Origin of the sequence: Collinsella aerofaciens (genome assembly GCF_001405375.1) — a bacterium.
GTDB lineage: Bacteria > Actinomycetota > Coriobacteriia > Coriobacteriales > Coriobacteriaceae > Collinsella > Collinsella aerofaciens_F.
In genome coordinates this window covers 12,606-29,221 of the sequence record NZ_CYYP01000001.1, presented here as the reverse complement: position 1 = coordinate 29,221, position 16,616 = coordinate 12,606, and the positions used below count along the sequence as shown (strand labels likewise).

Below are 16,616 nucleotides of genomic sequence, written 5' to 3'. Positions count from 1 at the left end.
TCCTATCGAACCGAAGAATCGCCCGAGGCCGAAGAGGTATCGGGCTCGTCATAAATCACGCCGAGCACGTCGCGCACGACATGCATCGCGGTATCTGAGCCGCCGCCGCCCTGCTCCAGGACAGTAGCGATAACATACTTGGGGTCATCGGCCGGTGCATAGGCGCAGAACCAAGCGTATTCGTCCTCGCCGCTTTTCTCGCCCGTGCCCGACTTGCCGTATACCTGCGGCGTCAGGGTGCCAAAGTGAGCCGCCAGGGACGTCGATGCCGTGTAAATCACGTCGTGCATGCCGTTGCGAACAAGAGCCAAATCCGAATCACTGTTGATCTTGGCCTCCAGGCGCTTCTTCTTGCCCTTGCCGTTGTACTTATAGGCATCGCCGTCGCCATCGCGCGACACGGCAGACAAAAACACGTGGGGCACGTACTGTTTGCCGCCGTTGGCAAGACCCATATAGGCGCACGCCATCTGCAGGGGCGTCACCAGGATGTCGCCCTGGCCGATGGCAATGTTAGTCATATCACCGGCATTCCACTTGCGGTCCTCGGCAGAGGCGTCGGTGAAGTACGACTCTTTCCACTCGGCATCGGGAATACGGCCCGCGCCCTCACTCGGCAGATCGATACCGCAGGTCTTGCCTAGACCCCAGCGACGAAAGACCTCCTGCAGGCCCTCGGAATGTTTCTCGTCATAAAAGAACGCCTTGCCCATGTCGTAGAAGACGGGGTCGCACGAGTTGGCGATACCCGACTGCAGCGTCATGGTGCCGTGGCCGGAATGCAGCCAGCAGTACTTGCCCCACGACTTGCCCAGACCCGTCCAATAGCCCGTGCAGTTGGTCGTCTGCCCCGACGTGTAGGTTCCAAACTCAAGACCGGCCAGTGCCGAGAGCGGCTTGATGGTCGAAGCCGACATGTACTGTCCGCTAATGGCGCGGTTGAGCAGCGGGTGCGAACCCTTGTCATCATTGAGCTCGGTCCACACGTCATTTGAGACGCCGCCGATAAAGACGGACGGATCGAACTTGGGCTCGCTCGCCATGCCCAGGATCTCGCCATTGTTGGGATCGAGACACACCACAGCGCCGTTGCCGGCATTGCTGTAGCCAGTGGTCTTGGCAAGCTCGATAGCGCTCGCCAGTGCCGTCTCGCAGGCCTGTTGGATCTTAAGGTCGAGCGTGAGCTTAATGTCGGAGCCGGCCTTCGCGGGCACGGCGCCGGCCTGACCGGTCACATTGCCCGAGGCATCGACCTTGACGGTCTGCTCGCCACGAATACCCTGCAGCAGGTTTTCGTAGTAGCTCTCAACGCCCGCCTGGCCCACGATATCGCCCGACTGGTACGTAATCTTGCCAGCAGAAGCATCATCATCCCCAGAGGTTTTCTTATTCTGGGCCTCGAGCTGCTCGGAGGTAATGGTGCCGGTATAGCCCAAGATATGGCATGCCGTCTCGCCATATGGATACTGGCGCTCGGTACGCTCGGCAATCTTGACGCCCGGGAACTCGCCGGCATGCTCCTGAATATAGGCAACCGTGGAGCGACGGACGTCCGTCGCGATGGTATGCAGGCTCTGAGCGCCCTCTGTATTGTCCTGAATATTGCGAAGGACCGCCACGTAAGGCATTCCAAGCACGTTGGCAAGATGGCGAACCAGAACCTCATCCTCGGCAAGGTCGCGGTAGGCCACGACAGCAAGTGAGGGACGGTTCTGGACAAGCGCCACGCCATTGCGGTCGAGGATGCGGCCGCGTACAGCGGGAGTGGTAACGGTGCGAGTCTGATTGCTATTAGCCTGCTTCTCGTAATAGTCCGACGAGACCATCTGCATGCCCCACAGCTTGACGGCGAGCGCCGCAAACATCGCGCCCACACCCGTGGTGAGGATGGAAAAGCGGCCCTTAAAGGCGGTCGCCGCGGTATTGCCCTCGCCCTCGGTGGCGCGTGGGGCCGTTCCATGCTGCGTATCGTAGGTAAAACGGGAATCGCCACGACGCATGATGACCAGCGCGACCACGATGGCCACAACCAGCACGATACCAGCGATAATAACCGTCAACTGGGAAGACATCTACGGGCCTCCCCTATTTGAGCTTGCGGGTCTTGGGCTTAAAGCGCATACCCGTCTGGCGTCCGCCACGTGCGGAGAATCCATAGCCGGACTGCGGCACGACGCCGGACATCAAAAACGGAATGGCAACCAGACCCGTCAGGATCGAGGACGGCAGCGCATGGCCGAAGATCGCCACGACAAAGCTCGTCTCCAAACCCATAAACAGCAAGATGATGCTGTAAATCACATTAATGACGAGCGCAAAGGCGCCCACAGTGACGCCGCGCGCACTCGGGGTACCGCCCGTCTGACCGACGGCGCTGTGCACCAGGGCAAAAGAACCCACGGTCAGCAGGAGCGACATAACGCCCACCGGCACGGCAGCGGACAGGTCATAGAACAAGCCGCTGCAAAAACCGCACACGACGGCACGGGTCGGGTCGCCCGAGAACACGCTTAGGCACACCAGGATAATCATGAAGTTGACGCGACCGCCCGCAATGGAGATCTGCGGTGCCAGGCCTGCCTGCAGCAGCACGCACACGATGGCGGCGATTACAAACGTGCGGGAGCTCATCCCCTGCTCGTGTAGATCCATGGACATGCCCCCTATTCGCTCGAGCCGGAATCGGTCGTCTCGGACGTGTCGGAACTGTCATCCGAGCTCTCGTCCTTCGTCTTGGTCGCAGCATCGCGCGACGTTCCCTGCGGCGTGCTGTTGGCCGTGCTCACGTCCTCATCCGAGGCCGACTGTTCGTCGGTCAGCGAGGTGATGACCAGCACTTCCTCGTTGTTCTCGGCCGTGGTCTGGGCGCGCACCACAATGGTGTAGTACACGTCGTTTGCCGATTTCTCGACCGACGAGACGGTGCCAAGCGGTAGACCCTTGGGGAACACACCGCCAATGCCCGAGGTCACGATGATGTCGCCAACCTTAACATCGGAGTCGACGCTCACGTACTCAAGACGCAGCGTGCCGTCAGCCTGACCCTGCAGCATGCCCTGGGCGCGCGTGTCCTGTACCATGGCGGACACACCCGAGTTCTCGTCGCCAATAAGGCGCACGGTAGAGGTCTTGGCCGATACCTCGATAATCTGACCGATAACACCGGCAGAACTCGTCACGGGCATGTTGATGGTAAGACCGTCGGCAGAGCCCTTGTCGATGGTTACGGTCGAGGTCCAGGCATCGCCCGAGGCACCAACGATACGAGCAGCGGTCGATTTGAGGTTGTAGGTCGACTGCAGGCCGACCAGCCCCTCCAGACGCTCGGCGGTCTTTTGAGCCTCGGAGAGCTCAGCAACCTTAGAGGTCAGCTCCTCGTTTTGCTTCTTAAGCTCGTCAAGCGTGTCCTGCGACGCCGTAAGGTTAGAGAACACGTTGCCGATCGCATTGAAGGGGGCCGCCACAGCCGAGCCCACAAAGCGCACCGGCGAGGTAATCGTCGTCACGCCCGAACGCACGGCATGAATCGGTCCTGCCTCGCCCTCGCGGATGTAAAACGTGAGCAGCAACACCGAAATCAGGCTGAAAACAATCAACGGGCGCATACCCGTTGATTGTCGCTTGGTATTCAGATTTGTGGAGAAACCCGAAGATCGTGCCAAATGGAATCCACCTTTTGGAAATTAAGCATTGGTCTGGACGAAGCCGCCATCAAACGCATTGGCCTCGAGCACGCGGGCACAGCCGTTAACGACGTTATCGAGCGCCGTGGGGCTGACGTTGACCGAAACACCGGTCTCATCGCGCAGGCGCACGTCGAGACCGCGCAGCAGCGCGCCGCCACCAGTCAGCAAAATGCCGTAGTACATAAGGTCCGAGGCAAGATCGGGAGGCGTAGCGTCGAGTGCGTCCTTGACGGCCTTGGCCATCTCGTCGAGCGGCTTGTTGAGCGCGCGACGAATCTCCTCGCTCTCGATGCGCACGGTCTTGGGCAGACCGGTGATCACGTCGCGGCCGTTGACCTCGACGTCGAGCTCGTCCTTGAGCGGCACGGCGGAGCCGACCTTGATCTTGATGTCCTCTGCCGTACGCTCGCCGATGGCCAAGTTGTAGGCATCACGAACGTGCGTGAGGATGGCCTGATCGAACTCGTCGCCGGCAATACGGATGGACTGCGAGACGACGATGCCACCCATAGCGATAACGGCAACCTCGGTGGTACCGCCACCGATGTCGATGACCATGGAGCCGGTGGGTTCCTCGACGGGCAGATCGGCGCCGATAGCGGCAGCCATAGGCTCCTCGATCAGGTAGGCCTGGCGAGCGCCAGCCTGGATCGTGGCCTCAAAGACAGCACGCTTCTCGACCGACGTGACGCCGGAGGGAACGCAGACGACAACGCGCGGACGCGGGGTCCACGGATAGCGCTTCTCGGACGCCTTGTCGATAAAATAGCGAAGCATAGCCTCGGTAACATCGAAGTCGGCGATGACGCCGTCCTTCAGGGGACGAACGGCCACGATGTTGCCGGGCGTACGGCCGAGCATGCGCTTTGCCTCGATACCGACCGCCAGGATGCGCTCGTCGTTCTTATCGATGGCGACGACAGAGGGCTCGCGAATGACGATGCCCTTGCCGCGCACGGAGACAAGCGTATTTGCGGTGCCGAGGTCGATGGCAAGATCGCCCGCATAGCTACCGAAGAACATATCCATCAAAGAAAACAACGCAACTCCTGATGTGTTGGATGATTGCTGGAAAACTACTAGCTCATGATACTAGCGCAAGCCCGGCACCTCACTTGCGGTGAAGCGCCGGGCAAAGCTAAATCCCATAAGGTCACTACTGGTTGTCAGCAGCCGAGAAATCCATATCGAGCGAGGAAACGGCCCAGCCGATATGATTGTCGGAGCGCACGAATTTGACGGTGTACTCCTGCTCGCCGCCCTTGGACAGCGAAGCCTTGACCTTGGCGGTCGTCTCGGTCATGGACTGATCCATGCCCTCGACGGACACGGTGGCGCCCTGCGGAATCGAGGAGATGATCATCGACTTGGCGTCCTCGGACAGGCTCGAGGCCAGGCAAGACTCGGCCTTTGCGCTGTCACCGTCGCCGGCAGCCTGGAACAGATCGGAAACGACAGACTCCTGCGAGGGGAAGCCAAAGCCGCGCGTGTAGGCAAAGCCCAGACCGCCCGCAGCAATCAAAATGAGCAGAAGCAGCACGATGAAGACTTTGAGACCCGTGTGGCGATGGCGACGACGGACCTTGGCCTGCTTACGATCCTGACGGTCCTGCTGGACCATCTCGGACTCGGACAGCGTAAAGAAGCCGGTGTCCGAGGGATCGGGCATAAACTGACCGGTCGCGCCCGTAGGATCGAGCGGATCGACGGCAGGAGCGTCCATCGCGGGCGCCGGAGCCGTGGCCATAGCCGTCTGGGCAGACAGTGCGGCAAGCGAATCATGCACGCGGGCAAGCTCATCGGCCTGCTCGGAAGTGAGCTGGTAGATGCCATCGGCAGTAGCGGCGTTAAAGGCGTCGAGTGCGTCGGAGGGACGGCCGGCGGCAGAAAGCGCCTGACCCATGCCGGCATTGAGCGCACGCGTGTCGTCGCGGGGGCCGGCAAAGTCGATAGCCGTGCGGTAGGTCTCCACGGCATCCGCCGGACGGCCGAGCTTAATGAAGCAACGACCGAGCTCGCCGAGTGCGGCGGCAGGAGCCGGATTGGCGCCGTCGATGGCAGCCTGACGGAAGGCAGTACCCGCGTTGGCATAATCGCCCGACTGGAACAGCGCATTGCCCAGGCCCAGATAGGCCTTGAACGGCGTGGCATAGGAAGCATCCTGCGTAGCAGCAGAGAACGCCTGGGCGGCCGTCGTGTAGTCGCCCACGGCGGCGAGCGCCTTGCCGCGGTTGGTGAGCAGCGCGCCGCGCTTGCCGTAGGTGCCGTCGTTGAGGGCGGCAGCATAAGCCTCGGCGGCCTCGGCATACATGCCCAGGTGCATCAAGGCGTTGCCACGAAGGTGATCGGCCTCGCCCATAATCTCATCGGGAGTCTTTGCCGCCCCAAGCATCTGGGCTGCAGCGGAAAAATCACCCGCGCGGTAAGCGGCGCGGCCCTGTTGGATCAGCTGGCTATTCAAGGAAGTCCCCTTTACTCGTGAACGATCTCGACATGGACGATCTCGTCGCCGGCACGCAGCTGCGAAATCACATCGAGACCCTCGACCGTGGTACCAAAGACGGTGTAACCGGAATCGAGGTTATGCTGGGCGCCCAGGCAGAAGTAGAACTGCGAACCCGCGGAATCGGGGTCCATGGAGCGTGCCATGGCAAGGGCACCATCGACATGGCTGTTGCGCGGATTGGTGGCAAACTCGCCCTTGATGCAGTAGCCGGGGCCACCGGTACCGGGCATGCCATCGGGGCCCTCAAGACCGGCAGCGACGTCCGCGCCGGACATATCGCGGGTATTGGGGTCGCCACCCTGAATGACGAAGCCGGGAACATAACGATGGAACTTAAGGCCATCATAGAAACCCATCGTGGAAAGCTCGCAGAAGTTCGCGACATGAATGGGAGCGCCCTCGCCGTCAAACTTGACCTTGATGGTACCCTTCGACGTCTCGATTACGGCGCACTCGTCGCCGGCAAGCTGATACTCGGGCGTGTAGAGCTCTTTCTTAAAACCAAACATGTGGTTCCTTCCTCGTGCGTTTAAAGCATATTTGTACGAATTGTAGCAATAAGCATGCGCTTACATCAATTGCGCACGTAGGTTATGCCGACTATGGCGAACTAATTTTAGGAACGCTGCTGCGGCTTCCAGGAGCCCACGTTGGCGTCGTACTGATTCAGCGCGCTGTTGCCGCCCTGTGCGATGGGCGCAAGGATCTCGCTTTGGTGGGAACTCATCGACTCGCCATCGGGAATGGCCAGCGAGATGTCCCAGCTCTGGCAGATCACGTCGACGCGCTCGTACATCCACTCGGCAAGCTGCTTTAAGTGGGCGATGTCGTCCGCATAAACCGTATCGTCCTGATACTTAAGGTTGTTGAGCTCATCTTGCGTCTTTTTGATCTGGTCGCGCAGGGCGTAGGCACTCTGCGACAACTCCTGACGGGTGGACAGCGGCGTTTGGAGATAGCCGTTGTTAAAGGAATCGATGACCTCGCCGATCTGGTCCTCGTCACCGTAGGACACGATGGTCTGATACAGACCGTCGAGCCTGGTATAGAGCTGATCATCAGTGAGCACGGTTTCTTCCTGGACCACCTCGGCAGAATCGTCTTGCTTGGTATCGTCCTCAGTCGCCTCGCCCTTTTGGCGCGTGGGGAAGGTCGTCTGCGCGGCCTGGCCAAACTGGTCATAGAAGCCAGGCATGACACCCATGGGATCGGCCGTCACGAACCAATAGGCACCGCCGCAAACGACGGCAAGGACCGCGATGACGATGAGCGGCTTGGGGATATGACGCTTGTGCTTGTGATAGGCGTCCTCGTCGGGATGCACCTTGCGCTTGGGTTTTTGAGCATCGTCATGCAGGGAAACGGGCGTGGGAATATCGACCTTGGGGATACCGAAATCCTTATCGAAAGCCGGCAGCACGCAGGTCTCGTTAGGATCGGCGGCGTCCGAAAGAACCGCGGCAGCCGAGGCGGGCGCATGAGGCACCTCGGTATCGATCTGCTCTTGCGTTAGGCGCGGAAAACCCGCCGTGCGGCCCGCAGCCAAGTCGGATGCGGCCGCGTCCTCGGAGAGGATACCCGGAGCGGGGCGTCCGCATTTGGGGCACGTACGATCATGCGGAGAAAGACGGGCACCGCAGCCCTCACAGAACACGAACTCGGTGTGCTCGGGGCCATCGCCCGGACCCACATAGGCGTTGCAGTAGGGGCAGAACGAGGCGCCGTCCTCGATAGTCTTAAGGCAATGCGGGCAGATCACGGCATCCTCTTTTCGAAGCAATTCAAACAATCGAGGTTAGAGCATAACATCGCCACGGCCCCACAGGAGCAAGGCACCAATTCAACATCGCAGGGTAGCTAATTTGGGACGGGGCTTTTTTAGCTGCCCTGGCCGTCAATCGACCAAACCGATCGCGTTGTCAGCCGGGGCAGCTAAAAAAGCCCCGTCCCAAATTAGCTACCCTGTGAGGTGTGGTTACTTCTTCTTTTTGCTTGGCATCGAAACTTTGATGCCTTGGGCGGACTTGGTCACGCGAGAGCGCTTGGCTCCGGTACTCTTCTTTTTCTTGGGCTGGGCCTGGGCCACTCCCTCGAGTGCGCGGGCCTCGGCCTCGCGAGCGGTGCGATCTTCGCGGCGCTGCGCCATGTCGGCGGCGAAGCGCTTGGCAAAACGCTCGGCCGTCGAACCCGTCGAGCTCACCTTGCCGCCACCGCGACCCAGGTGGACGCGCACACCGCGGCCAAAACCAGTTGCAGCATGACGACGACGCGGCTTGAGCGAATCCATCATCGTGGCGAGCTTAAAGAACACCGAGCAGGTAAAGACCACGATGACAGCCAAGATAACCATCTGGCCCATCGACAGGTTGGCAATAGACAGCAGCTCCGGGAATCCGATAACGCCCACCAAGATGCCGGCGACTACAAACACAAAGAGCACCACACGTAAGGGCGTGAGAGGCTGCGAGATGCGCCAGATCAGGCTGACGCTCGCCGCGCACGACGTAAGCAGGCACATCGTAGACAGCGTAAGCTGGCTAAAGCCAAACACGCGCGCCACAAAGATATCGAGCGCCGCAGCCAAAATGACCGCAATCGACGCCGGTAGTGCACGCTTGAGTACGTTCGTCAGGAACGATCCCTTCACGCGAGCATTGTTGGGCTCCAGGCCCAACACAAAGCCCGGCGCGCCGATGCAGAAGAAGTTGATGAGCGTCATCTGGATGGGCTCGAAGGGGTACGGCGGCAGCGCGATGCACAGCGCCGCCAGGCCCATCGAGAACAGCGTCTTGGTCAGGAACAGCGAGGCCGAACGCTGCAGGTTGTTGATGGAGCGACGGCCCTCGGCCACCACGGCGGGCATCGAGGCAAAGTCGTTGTCGACGAGTACGATCTCGGCCACGTTACGCGCGGCATCGGAGCCGGCCGCCATGGCGACGGAGCAGTCGGCCTCCTTGAGCGCTAGCACGTCGTTGACGCCGTCGCCCGTCATGGCCACGGTGTGCTCGCGGCGCTTGAGCGCCTGCACGAGCTCGCGCTTCTGCTGCGGGGTCACACGACCAAAGACATGGTAGCGGTCCACTGCGGCATCAAGCTTGGCCGGTGTATCGAGCGTCGTGGCGTCCACATAAGCGTCCGCCCCCGGCACGCCCACCACGCGCGCGATCGACGACACCGTACGCGGGTCGTCGCCACTGATCACGTTGAGGGTCACGCCCTGCTCGTTAAAGTAGCCGATGGTCTCGGCCGCCGAGGTACGAATCTCGTCGCGGATGGTCACAAAGCCCACGGGCTCGGCCTCGCCCACCAGATCCCCATCGGGCGTAAAGCCGTCCACGCGCGCCACCACGAGCACGCGGCAGGTATCGGCAAGCTCGGCGACACGGTTCTCGACCTGCGAAAACACACGATCAGAGAGCACAAACTGCGCGGCACCCATCACATAGGAGCCCTGCGCAAAAGAAGCGCCACTCCATTTTTTAGACGACGAGAACGGAATGACCGACAGCGGCTCAGACACCTCGACCGGGCGATCGGCGTAATAGTTGAGCAGCGCCTGGCAGGTCTCGTTGGCATCGGCCGAAGTCGCACGCGCGACGTTAGCCAGCGCAAAATCGAGCACTGTGGTATCGACGGGAACAGCCGCCTCCTCCGAGTCCACGCCAAAGCCAACACCCTCAACAGGCAGCGGGTAGGTGCCCTCGACCTCCATACGACCCGACGTGATGGTGCCCGTCTTGTCCAGGCACAGCACGTCGACGCGCGCGAGCGTCTCGATGCAGTAGAGCTGCTGCGCCAGCACCTTGCGGCGGGCCAGGCGCACCGTGGCGATGGCGAGCACCGACGAGGTCAGCAGCACCAGGCCTTGCGGGATCATGCCCAGCAGGGCGCCCACCGTGGACAGCAGCGCCGACGAAGGCACATGACCAGCCAACAGCTCGGAGAAGCACCACGAAAGCGCGCTATCGCCCGGGGTTCCCGCGGCATCCCACAGCCCACTTACACTCGAGGCGAACAGAGCCAGGCCAAGCGGAATCATGATGATGCTCGCAAAGCGCACGATGGCGTTAAGCGCGTTCATGATCTCGGAATTGACCTTTTTGACGTACTTGGCCTCGTTATTAATTTTGGCCACGTAGTTGTCGGCGCCGACATGGATCACGCGGGCGCGCAGCAGGCCCGAGTCGATAAAGCTGCCGCTCATGAGCTCGGAACCGGGCTGTTTCTTAATAAGGTCGCTCTCGCCCGTCAGCAGGCTCTCGTTCACGAGCGCCTCGCCCGAAACCACCACGGCGTCAGCGGGAATCTGGTCGCCGCGCCCCAGGCGGATGATGTCGTCGAGCACGATCTGGTCCAGGTCGAGCTCCACCTCGGCGCCATCGCGCACCGCGATGGCCTTCTTGGAGGTCAGCAGCGTGAGCTTATCGACCATCTTCTTGGAACGCATGGACTGAATGACGCCAATAGCGGTGTTCAAGAACACCACGAACAGGAACGTCAGATTCTTAAACGAACCGGTCAAAATGACCAGGAAAGCCAAGATCACGTTGATCAAATTGAACAGCGTGCAGAGGTTCTCGATGATGAGCTCTTTGACCGACTTGGTCTTGAGTTCCATGTTGCGGTTGATTTTACCGGCGGCGATACGCTCCTCGACCTCGGCGGTTGAGAGTCCGCGCTCGATATCCGTTGCTGCCATACCACGTCCCATCACGTCGCGTCGGTATAAGAAAACCGCCCGGACCATGCGAGGTTCGGACGGTCTTACGTTCGATGGTGCCCCATGTTGGATTCGAACCAACGGCCTTCTGCTCCGGAGGCAGACGCTCTAATCCCCTGAGCTAATAGGGCCAACGGTTGGCATTATACCCAAGTGCACCACGGGCTATCAAAATAAAAGAAAAAGCTTTGCAATTCCGAGGAAGACGAGCCGCAACGGCCCACTTTAGAAGGCAAAAGCGAGTCAGATAGTATAAACTCTCATGCACCATATATACACGGCTCGCGATGCGGGCCGTTTTTGCAAAAGTTATCCATCGAGGTGAGAGGCACACCATGATTGCAATTTTAAAGCAGAGCGCCAGCGACGAGGCCGTAAGCCATATCGTCAGCTGGATTGAGAAAAAGGGTCTGAAGACCGATGTCTCGCGCGGCGAGAACGAGACGATCATCGGCCTGGTGGGCGATACGACCAAGATCGACCCGTTCCTGCTCGAGTCCATGGATGTCGTCGAGCGCGTGCAGCGCGTCTCCGAGCCGTTCAAGCGCGCCAACCGTAAATTCCACCCCGAGGACTCCGTCATCGACTGCGGCCACGGCGTCAAGATCGGCGGCGACCAGTTCCAGGTCATCGCCGGCCCGTGCTCCGTCGAGGGCGAGAACCTCATCCGCATCGCCCGCCGCGTGAAGGCCGCCGGTGCCACGATGCTGCGCGGCGGTGCCTACAAGCCCCGCACCTCCCCCTACGCCTACCAGGGCATGGGCCCCGCCGGCCTCGACCTGCTGTGCGAGGCGTCTGCCGAGCTCGACATGCCGATCGTCACCGAGATCATGGATCCACGCGACGTGCAGGTCTTCTTGGACAAGAAGATTGACGTCATGCAGATCGGCGCCCGCAACGCCCAGAACTTCCCCCTGCTCAAGGAGGTCGGCAAGACCCAGACCCCGATTCTGCTCAAGCGCGGTATGTCCGGCACGATCGACGAGCTGCTTATGGCAGCCGAGTACATCATGAGCGAGGGCAACGACAACGTCATCCTGTGCGAGCGCGGCATCCGCACCTTCGAGACCCGCACCCGTAACACCTTCGACCTCAACGCCGTGCCGGTGCTGCACCACCTGTCACACCTGCCTGTCGTTGCCGACCCCAGCCACGCCACCGGCTACACCCGCTACGTCGAGCCCATGGCGCTCGCTGCGACCGCCTGCGGTGCCAACGGCCTGGAGATCGAGGTCCACGACGAGCCGAGCCGCGCCTGGTCCGACGGCGCCCAGGCCCTCACCCCCGATCAATTCGACGACACCATGCGCCGCATCCGCGCCATCCGCGAGGTTGTCTGCCAAGAGACCATGGAGTAAACCATGGGTACGGTGCGAAACGCGCGCGTTAACCAGGGCGGCCCTAAGTGCGCTGGCATCGTCGGCCTTGGCCTCATCGGCGGCAGCTTTGCCCGCGGCTATGCACAGGCGGGCGTTCGCGTGCTGGCCTGGGACCCCGATGACGATGTCATGACGGCCGCCAGCATGGGCACTGTCGACGGAGAGCTCAACGACAAGACACTCGGCGAATGCGACATCATCGTCCTTGCCTGCTATCCCGAGGCATGCATCGAGTGGCTCGAGGCGCACGCCCAGGCGCTCGCCGACGCCACCGACACCGACGCCATCATGGGTCCCGTGGTGATCGACACCGTGGGCGTCAAGGGCATTGTGTGCGAGCGCGCCTTTGAGCTTGCCCGCGAGCACGGCTTTTACTTTGTGGGCGCGCACCCCATGGCGGGCACGCAGTACTCGGGCTACGCTAACTCTCGTGCCGACCTGTTCCAGGGCGCCCCGCTGGTGCTCGTACCGCCCGCGGTAGACGATGCGCTCAAGCTGGAGCTTTTGGGCCAGGTGCGCGAGATGGTGCGCCCCTTGGGCTTTGGCAAGTTCAGCGTGACCAGCGCCGCCGAGCACGACCGCGTCATCGCCTTCACGAGCCAGCTTGCGCACGTGGTATCCAACGCCTACGTCAAAAGCCCCACCGCCCAGGTTCACCACGGCTTTTCGGCCGGTAGCTACCGCGATCTCACCCGCGTGGCGCACCTCAACCCGCAAATGTGGTCCGAGCTCATGATCGACGACGCCGACGCGCTCGCCTTCGAGATCGACCATCTGATCGAGGCACTCGGAGCCTACAGCCGAGCGCTCAAAGACCACGACCAGCGCTATCTGGAGAACCTCCTTGCCGAGGGCGACCGTATCAAGCGCGCGCTCGACGACGAGGCCTCCCACTAAACCACCTATCACGCCAGGTCGAAAGGACCGAAGCTTATGGCGATTACCATCGATATCGACACTGCACGCCCCTACCAGGTGCATGTTGGCACGTTTTTGCTGGAGCAGGCGGGACCGCTCGTGCGCGCCACTGCCGGCGGCACCAAGGCCGTCATCGTGACGGACACCAACGTGGGCCCGCTCTACCAGATGCCCGTTAAGCAGAGCCTGGAGGCGTCGGGCTACGAGGTGAGCATCTGCACCTTCGAGGCAGGCGAGGCACACAAGCACGCCGAGACCTACGTTGCCATTTTGGAGTTTGTAGCCGAGCACGAGCTTTCGCGCTCCGACGTGATCGTGGCACTCGGCGGCGGCGTCGTGGGCGACGCGGCGGGCTTTGTGGCCGCCACCTACATGCGCGGCTGCAAGTTTGTGCAGATCCCGACGAGCCTGCTCGCCATGGTTGATTCGTCGGTGGGCGGCAAGACCGCCATCGACCTGGCTGCCGGCAAGAACTTGGCCGGCGCCTTTTGGCAGCCGAGCGTGGTTATCGCCGACGTGGGGTGCCTGGCCACCCTCACGCCCGAGCAGTTCGCCGACGGCTGCGGCGAGGTCGTCAAGCACGCCGTGATCGCCGACCCGGAGCTTTTCGCCGAGCTGGAGAAGACCCCGCTCACGCTGGAGCTGCTCAACCGCGATGTGGCCCGCGTAGCGCTCATCATCGCCCGCAATATCGACATCAAGCGCGCCGTGGTCGTCGCCGACGAGCGCGAAACCAACCAGCGCAAGCTCCTCAACTTTGGACACAGCGCCGGACACGCCGTCGAGGCCTGCGAGCACTTTGAGCTCGGACACGGCAACTGCGTTTCGATCGGCATGGGCATCATCACGCGCGCCGCGGCCCTGCACGGCATTTGCGATGCCGCACTGCCCGGTCGTATTGAGGAACTCTGCGCACGCCATGGCCTCAAGACCCGCTGCGACCTAGATGCCGATGCCGTCTTTGCCGAGGCACTGCACGACAAAAAACGCGCCGGTGACACCATCGATCTGGTGATTCCGCACGGCATTGGCCGCTGCAGCATCGACCGCACGCCGCTTTCCACCTTCCATGATTTAATTGCCGAGGGCCTCGGCCAGAAGGGAGACGCATCCGTATGCTAGCCCGCATCACCCCCTCCCCACTCAAGGGCACCGTCCCCGCCATCGCATCCAAGTCGATGGCGCACCGCCTCATCATCTGCGCCGCACTCGCCAACGGCGAGACGCACGTCACTTGCAACACCACCTGCGCCGATATCGAAGCCACGGTGCGCTGCCTCACGGCGCTGGGCGCCCGCATCGAGACCGTCGAGGACGGCTTCCAGGTCCATCCCACTATGAAGAGTATTGAGTTCGGCCTGCTCAAGGCACTTGCGGGCGGCACGCTCGACTGCGGCGAGAGCGGCTCCACGCTCCGCTTTATGCTGCCCGTCGCCTGCGCGCTGGGGGCAGAGGCAACCTTTGTGGGCCAGGGACGCTTAGGCGCCCGCCCGCTGTCCCCGCTCTCGGACGAGATTATCGCCGCCGGCTGCGACCTGCAGGGCCTGGGCGGTTTTCCGCTCAAGACGAGCGGACGCATGCGCCCGGGCACCTTTGTGCTGCCGGGCAACGTGAGCTCCCAGTACATCTCGGGCCTGCTGCTGGCAGCCCCGTTACTCGCCCAGCCCTCCTGTGTGCAGGTGACCGGCCTCATCGAGAGCCGCCCCTACATTAACCTGACCATCCAGGCCATGAAGGCCTTTGGCGTCGAGGTCAACGTCGAGCGTATTCCCGCCAGGGACGGCCAGCCCGAGGTCACGAACTTCCGCGTGAGCAGTGGCTCGTATCGCACGCCCGGCAACGTGGCCGTCGAGGGCGACTGGTCCAACGCTGCCTTTTGGCTGTGTGCCGGCGCCATCGGCACCGACCCCATCACCGTCGAAGGTGTGTCCCTGAGCTCCGCGCAGGGCGACCGCAACGTGCTTGCCGCGCTTTCGCGCTTTGGCGCCCGCATCGTGCGCTCCACCAACGCCGCCACCGTGCAGTCCGACAAGCTTGCCGGCTTTGAGATGAGTGCCCACGACATTCCCGACCTGGTGCCCGTTATCTCAGCCGTGGCCTCGCTGGCACAGGGCCGCACGTTCATCCGTGACTGTGCGCGCCTGCGCATCAAGGAATCTGACCGTCTGGTCACCACCACCCGCGAGCTCACCGCGCTGGGCGCACAGGTGCGCATCGCCGGAGACGACCTCATCATCAAGGGTGTCGATGCCTTTATCGGCGGTGAGGTCGATTCGCACAACGACCACCGCATCGCCATGATGGCCGCCATCGCCGCGAGCCGCGCCACCGGCGAGGTCGTGATCCACGGCGCCGAGGCCGTCAACAAGTCCTATCCCGATTTCTTCGACCACTACCGCCTACTGGGCGGCAAGGTCACGCTCGAGGAGGAATAGCATGTCCTCGACCTTTGGCAACGTCTTACACTTAAGCATCTTCGGACAGTCGCACTCCCCCGCCATCGGCTGCTCGCTCGATGGCATTCCGGCGGGCATCGCCGTGGACCAGGAGCAGCTACAGTCCTTCCTCGACCGTCGAGCCCCCGGTCGCGACGAGACCGCGACCAAACGCCGCGAGGCCGACGCCGCGCATATCATCGCCGGTGTAGTCGATGGACATACCACCGGCGCGCCCATCGCCGCGATTATCGAGAACACCAACACGCGCTCCAAGGATTACTCCGAGCTGCGCCGCAAGCCCCGTCCCGGGCACGCAGACTTTCCGGCGCGTGTGAAGTACCACAACATGCACGACGTCGCCGGCGGCGGGCACTTCTCCGGCCGTCTGACGGCCCCTCTATGCATCGCCGGCGGCATTGCGCTACAGGCACTCGAGGCCCGCGGCATTCAGGTCATGGCGCACGTCGCGCAGATCGGCGGCATCTCCGACCTGCCGATGGACGATATGGTCTATCGAGAGGCCGACCGCAAGGCTATCCTTACGAACGACCTGCCGTGCATTGACGCCGCCGCAGCCGGCCGCATGCGCGAGGAGATTCTGGCCGCGCGCGATGAACTCGACAGCATCGGCGGCATCGTGGAGTGCGGCATCTACGGCCTGCCCGCGGGCATCGGCGACCCTATGTTCGACGGCATCGAGAACCGCATCGCGCACATCGCGTTTGGCATTCCCGCCGTAAAGGGCGTGGAGTTTGGCATGGGCTTTGCCGTGGCCGCCATGCGCGGCAGCGAGAACAACGATCCGTATCGCATCGATGCCGAGACCGGCGAGATCGAGGTCGAGTCCAATAACGCCGGCGGCATCCTGGGCGGTATTTCGACCGGCGCGCCCGTCATGTGGCGCATGGCCGTAAAGCCGACGCCCTCAATTGGCCGCGAGCAGCAGACCGTAGACATGGAAGCTATGGA

13 protein-coding genes and 1 tRNA gene are annotated in these 16,616 nt (G+C 62.1%); 5 read left to right on the top strand and 9 right to left on the bottom strand.

Annotation, left to right across the window (positions count from 1 at the left end; genetic code table 11):
• Positions 1 to 2: 2 nt before the first annotated feature.
• From mrdA to ARB25_RS00100, 9 genes are all read right to left on the bottom strand, one after another.
• On the bottom strand, positions 3 to 2,072 hold the full coding sequence (gene mrdA / locus ARB25_RS00140) for a penicillin-binding protein 2 (protein ID WP_055285113.1): 2,070 nt from the start codon (positions 2,070 to 2,072) through the stop codon (positions 3 to 5).
• A gap of 13 nt (positions 2,073 to 2,085) precedes the next feature.
• Positions 2,086 to 2,652, bottom strand: a complete 567-nt coding sequence (locus ARB25_RS00135) for a rod shape-determining protein MreD (protein ID WP_022094761.1) — start codon at positions 2,650 to 2,652, stop codon at positions 2,086 to 2,088.
• An 11-nt stretch (positions 2,653 to 2,663) separates the two neighbouring features.
• Positions 2,664 to 3,605, bottom strand: coding sequence for a rod shape-determining protein MreC (mreC, locus tag ARB25_RS00130; RefSeq protein WP_082421788.1), 942 nt, complete (start codon positions 3,603 to 3,605; stop codon positions 2,664 to 2,666).
• Positions 3,606 to 3,683: 78 nt separating this feature from the next.
• Positions 3,684 to 4,715 (bottom strand): rod shape-determining protein, encoded by a 1,032-nt coding sequence (locus tag ARB25_RS00125; protein WP_006236061.1) that lies wholly within the window; start codon positions 4,713 to 4,715, stop codon positions 3,684 to 3,686.
• A gap of 127 nt (positions 4,716 to 4,842) precedes the next feature.
• On the bottom strand, positions 4,843 to 6,147 hold the full coding sequence (locus tag ARB25_RS00120) for a tetratricopeptide repeat protein (protein ID WP_055285112.1): 1,305 nt from the start codon (positions 6,145 to 6,147) through the stop codon (positions 4,843 to 4,845).
• A gap of 11 nt (positions 6,148 to 6,158) precedes the next feature.
• On the bottom strand, positions 6,159 to 6,701 hold the full coding sequence (locus tag ARB25_RS00115) for a peptidylprolyl isomerase (protein WP_006236059.1): 543 nt from the start codon (positions 6,699 to 6,701) through the stop codon (positions 6,159 to 6,161).
• 107 nt (positions 6,702 to 6,808) lie between these two features.
• Positions 6,809 to 7,951, bottom strand: coding sequence for a zinc ribbon domain-containing protein (locus ARB25_RS00110; RefSeq protein ID WP_055285111.1), 1,143 nt, complete (start codon positions 7,949 to 7,951; stop codon positions 6,809 to 6,811).
• Between the two features lie 216 nt (positions 7,952 to 8,167).
• On the bottom strand, positions 8,168 to 10,891 hold the full coding sequence (locus tag ARB25_RS00105) for an HAD-IC family P-type ATPase (RefSeq protein WP_055285110.1): 2,724 nt from the start codon (positions 10,889 to 10,891) through the stop codon (positions 8,168 to 8,170).
• A 75-nt stretch (positions 10,892 to 10,966) separates the two neighbouring features.
• Positions 10,967 to 11,043, bottom strand: a tRNA-Arg gene (locus ARB25_RS00100).
• A 204-nt stretch (positions 11,044 to 11,247) separates the two neighbouring features.
• Between ARB25_RS00100 and aroF the strand changes: the two genes are divergently transcribed.
• The 5 genes from aroF to aroC all read left to right on the top strand — a co-directional run.
• Complete coding sequence (gene aroF, locus ARB25_RS00095) at positions 11,248 to 12,270, top strand: 3-deoxy-7-phosphoheptulonate synthase (RefSeq protein WP_022094767.1); 1,023 nt, start codon at positions 11,248 to 11,250, stop codon at positions 12,268 to 12,270.
• Positions 12,271 to 12,273: 3 nt separating this feature from the next.
• Positions 12,274 to 13,188, top strand: a complete 915-nt coding sequence (locus ARB25_RS00090) for a prephenate dehydrogenase (RefSeq protein WP_055285109.1) — start codon at positions 12,274 to 12,276, stop codon at positions 13,186 to 13,188.
• 36 nt (positions 13,189 to 13,224) lie between these two features.
• A complete protein-coding gene (gene aroB / locus ARB25_RS00085) occupies positions 13,225 to 14,331 on the top strand; it encodes a 3-dehydroquinate synthase (protein ID WP_055285108.1) in 1,107 nt (368 codons plus the stop codon).
• A complete protein-coding gene (aroA, locus tag ARB25_RS00080) occupies positions 14,325 to 15,644 on the top strand; it encodes a 3-phosphoshikimate 1-carboxyvinyltransferase (protein WP_055285107.1) in 1,320 nt (439 codons plus the stop codon). The genes aroB and aroA overlap by 7 nt, the downstream gene beginning before the upstream one ends.
• A gap of 1 nt (position 15,645) precedes the next feature.
• Positions 15,646 to 16,616 (top strand): chorismate synthase (aroC, locus tag ARB25_RS00075; RefSeq protein ID WP_070100709.1); only part of this gene is annotated, 971 nt, incomplete at its 3' end.

Coding starts and splice junctions, on each gene's coding strand:
- ARB25_RS00125 (WP_006236061.1), bottom strand. CDS start 4,715: ATGGATATGTTCTTCGGTAGCTATGCGGGCGATCTTGCCATCGACCTC.
- ARB25_RS00090 (WP_055285109.1), top strand. CDS start 12,274: ATGGGTACGGTGCGAAACGCGCGCGTTAACCAGGGCGGCCCTAAGTGC.
- aroB (WP_055285108.1), top strand. CDS start 13,225: ATGGCGATTACCATCGATATCGACACTGCACGCCCCTACCAGGTGCAT.
- ARB25_RS00105 (WP_055285110.1), bottom strand. CDS start 10,891: ATGGCAGCAACGGATATCGAGCGCGGACTCTCAACCGCCGAGGTCGAG.
- aroA (WP_055285107.1), top strand. CDS start 14,325: ATGCTAGCCCGCATCACCCCCTCCCCACTCAAGGGCACCGTCCCCGCC.
- aroF (WP_022094767.1), top strand. CDS start 11,248: ATGATTGCAATTTTAAAGCAGAGCGCCAGCGACGAGGCCGTAAGCCAT.
- mrdA (WP_055285113.1), bottom strand. CDS start 2,072: ATGTCTTCCCAGTTGACGGTTATTATCGCTGGTATCGTGCTGGTTGTG.
- mreC (WP_082421788.1), bottom strand. CDS start 3,605: ATGCGCCCGTTGATTGTTTTCAGCCTGATTTCGGTGTTGCTGCTCACG.
- ARB25_RS00115 (WP_006236059.1), bottom strand. CDS start 6,701: ATGTTTGGTTTTAAGAAAGAGCTCTACACGCCCGAGTATCAGCTTGCC.
- ARB25_RS00135 (WP_022094761.1), bottom strand. CDS start 2,652: ATGGATCTACACGAGCAGGGGATGAGCTCCCGCACGTTTGTAATCGCC.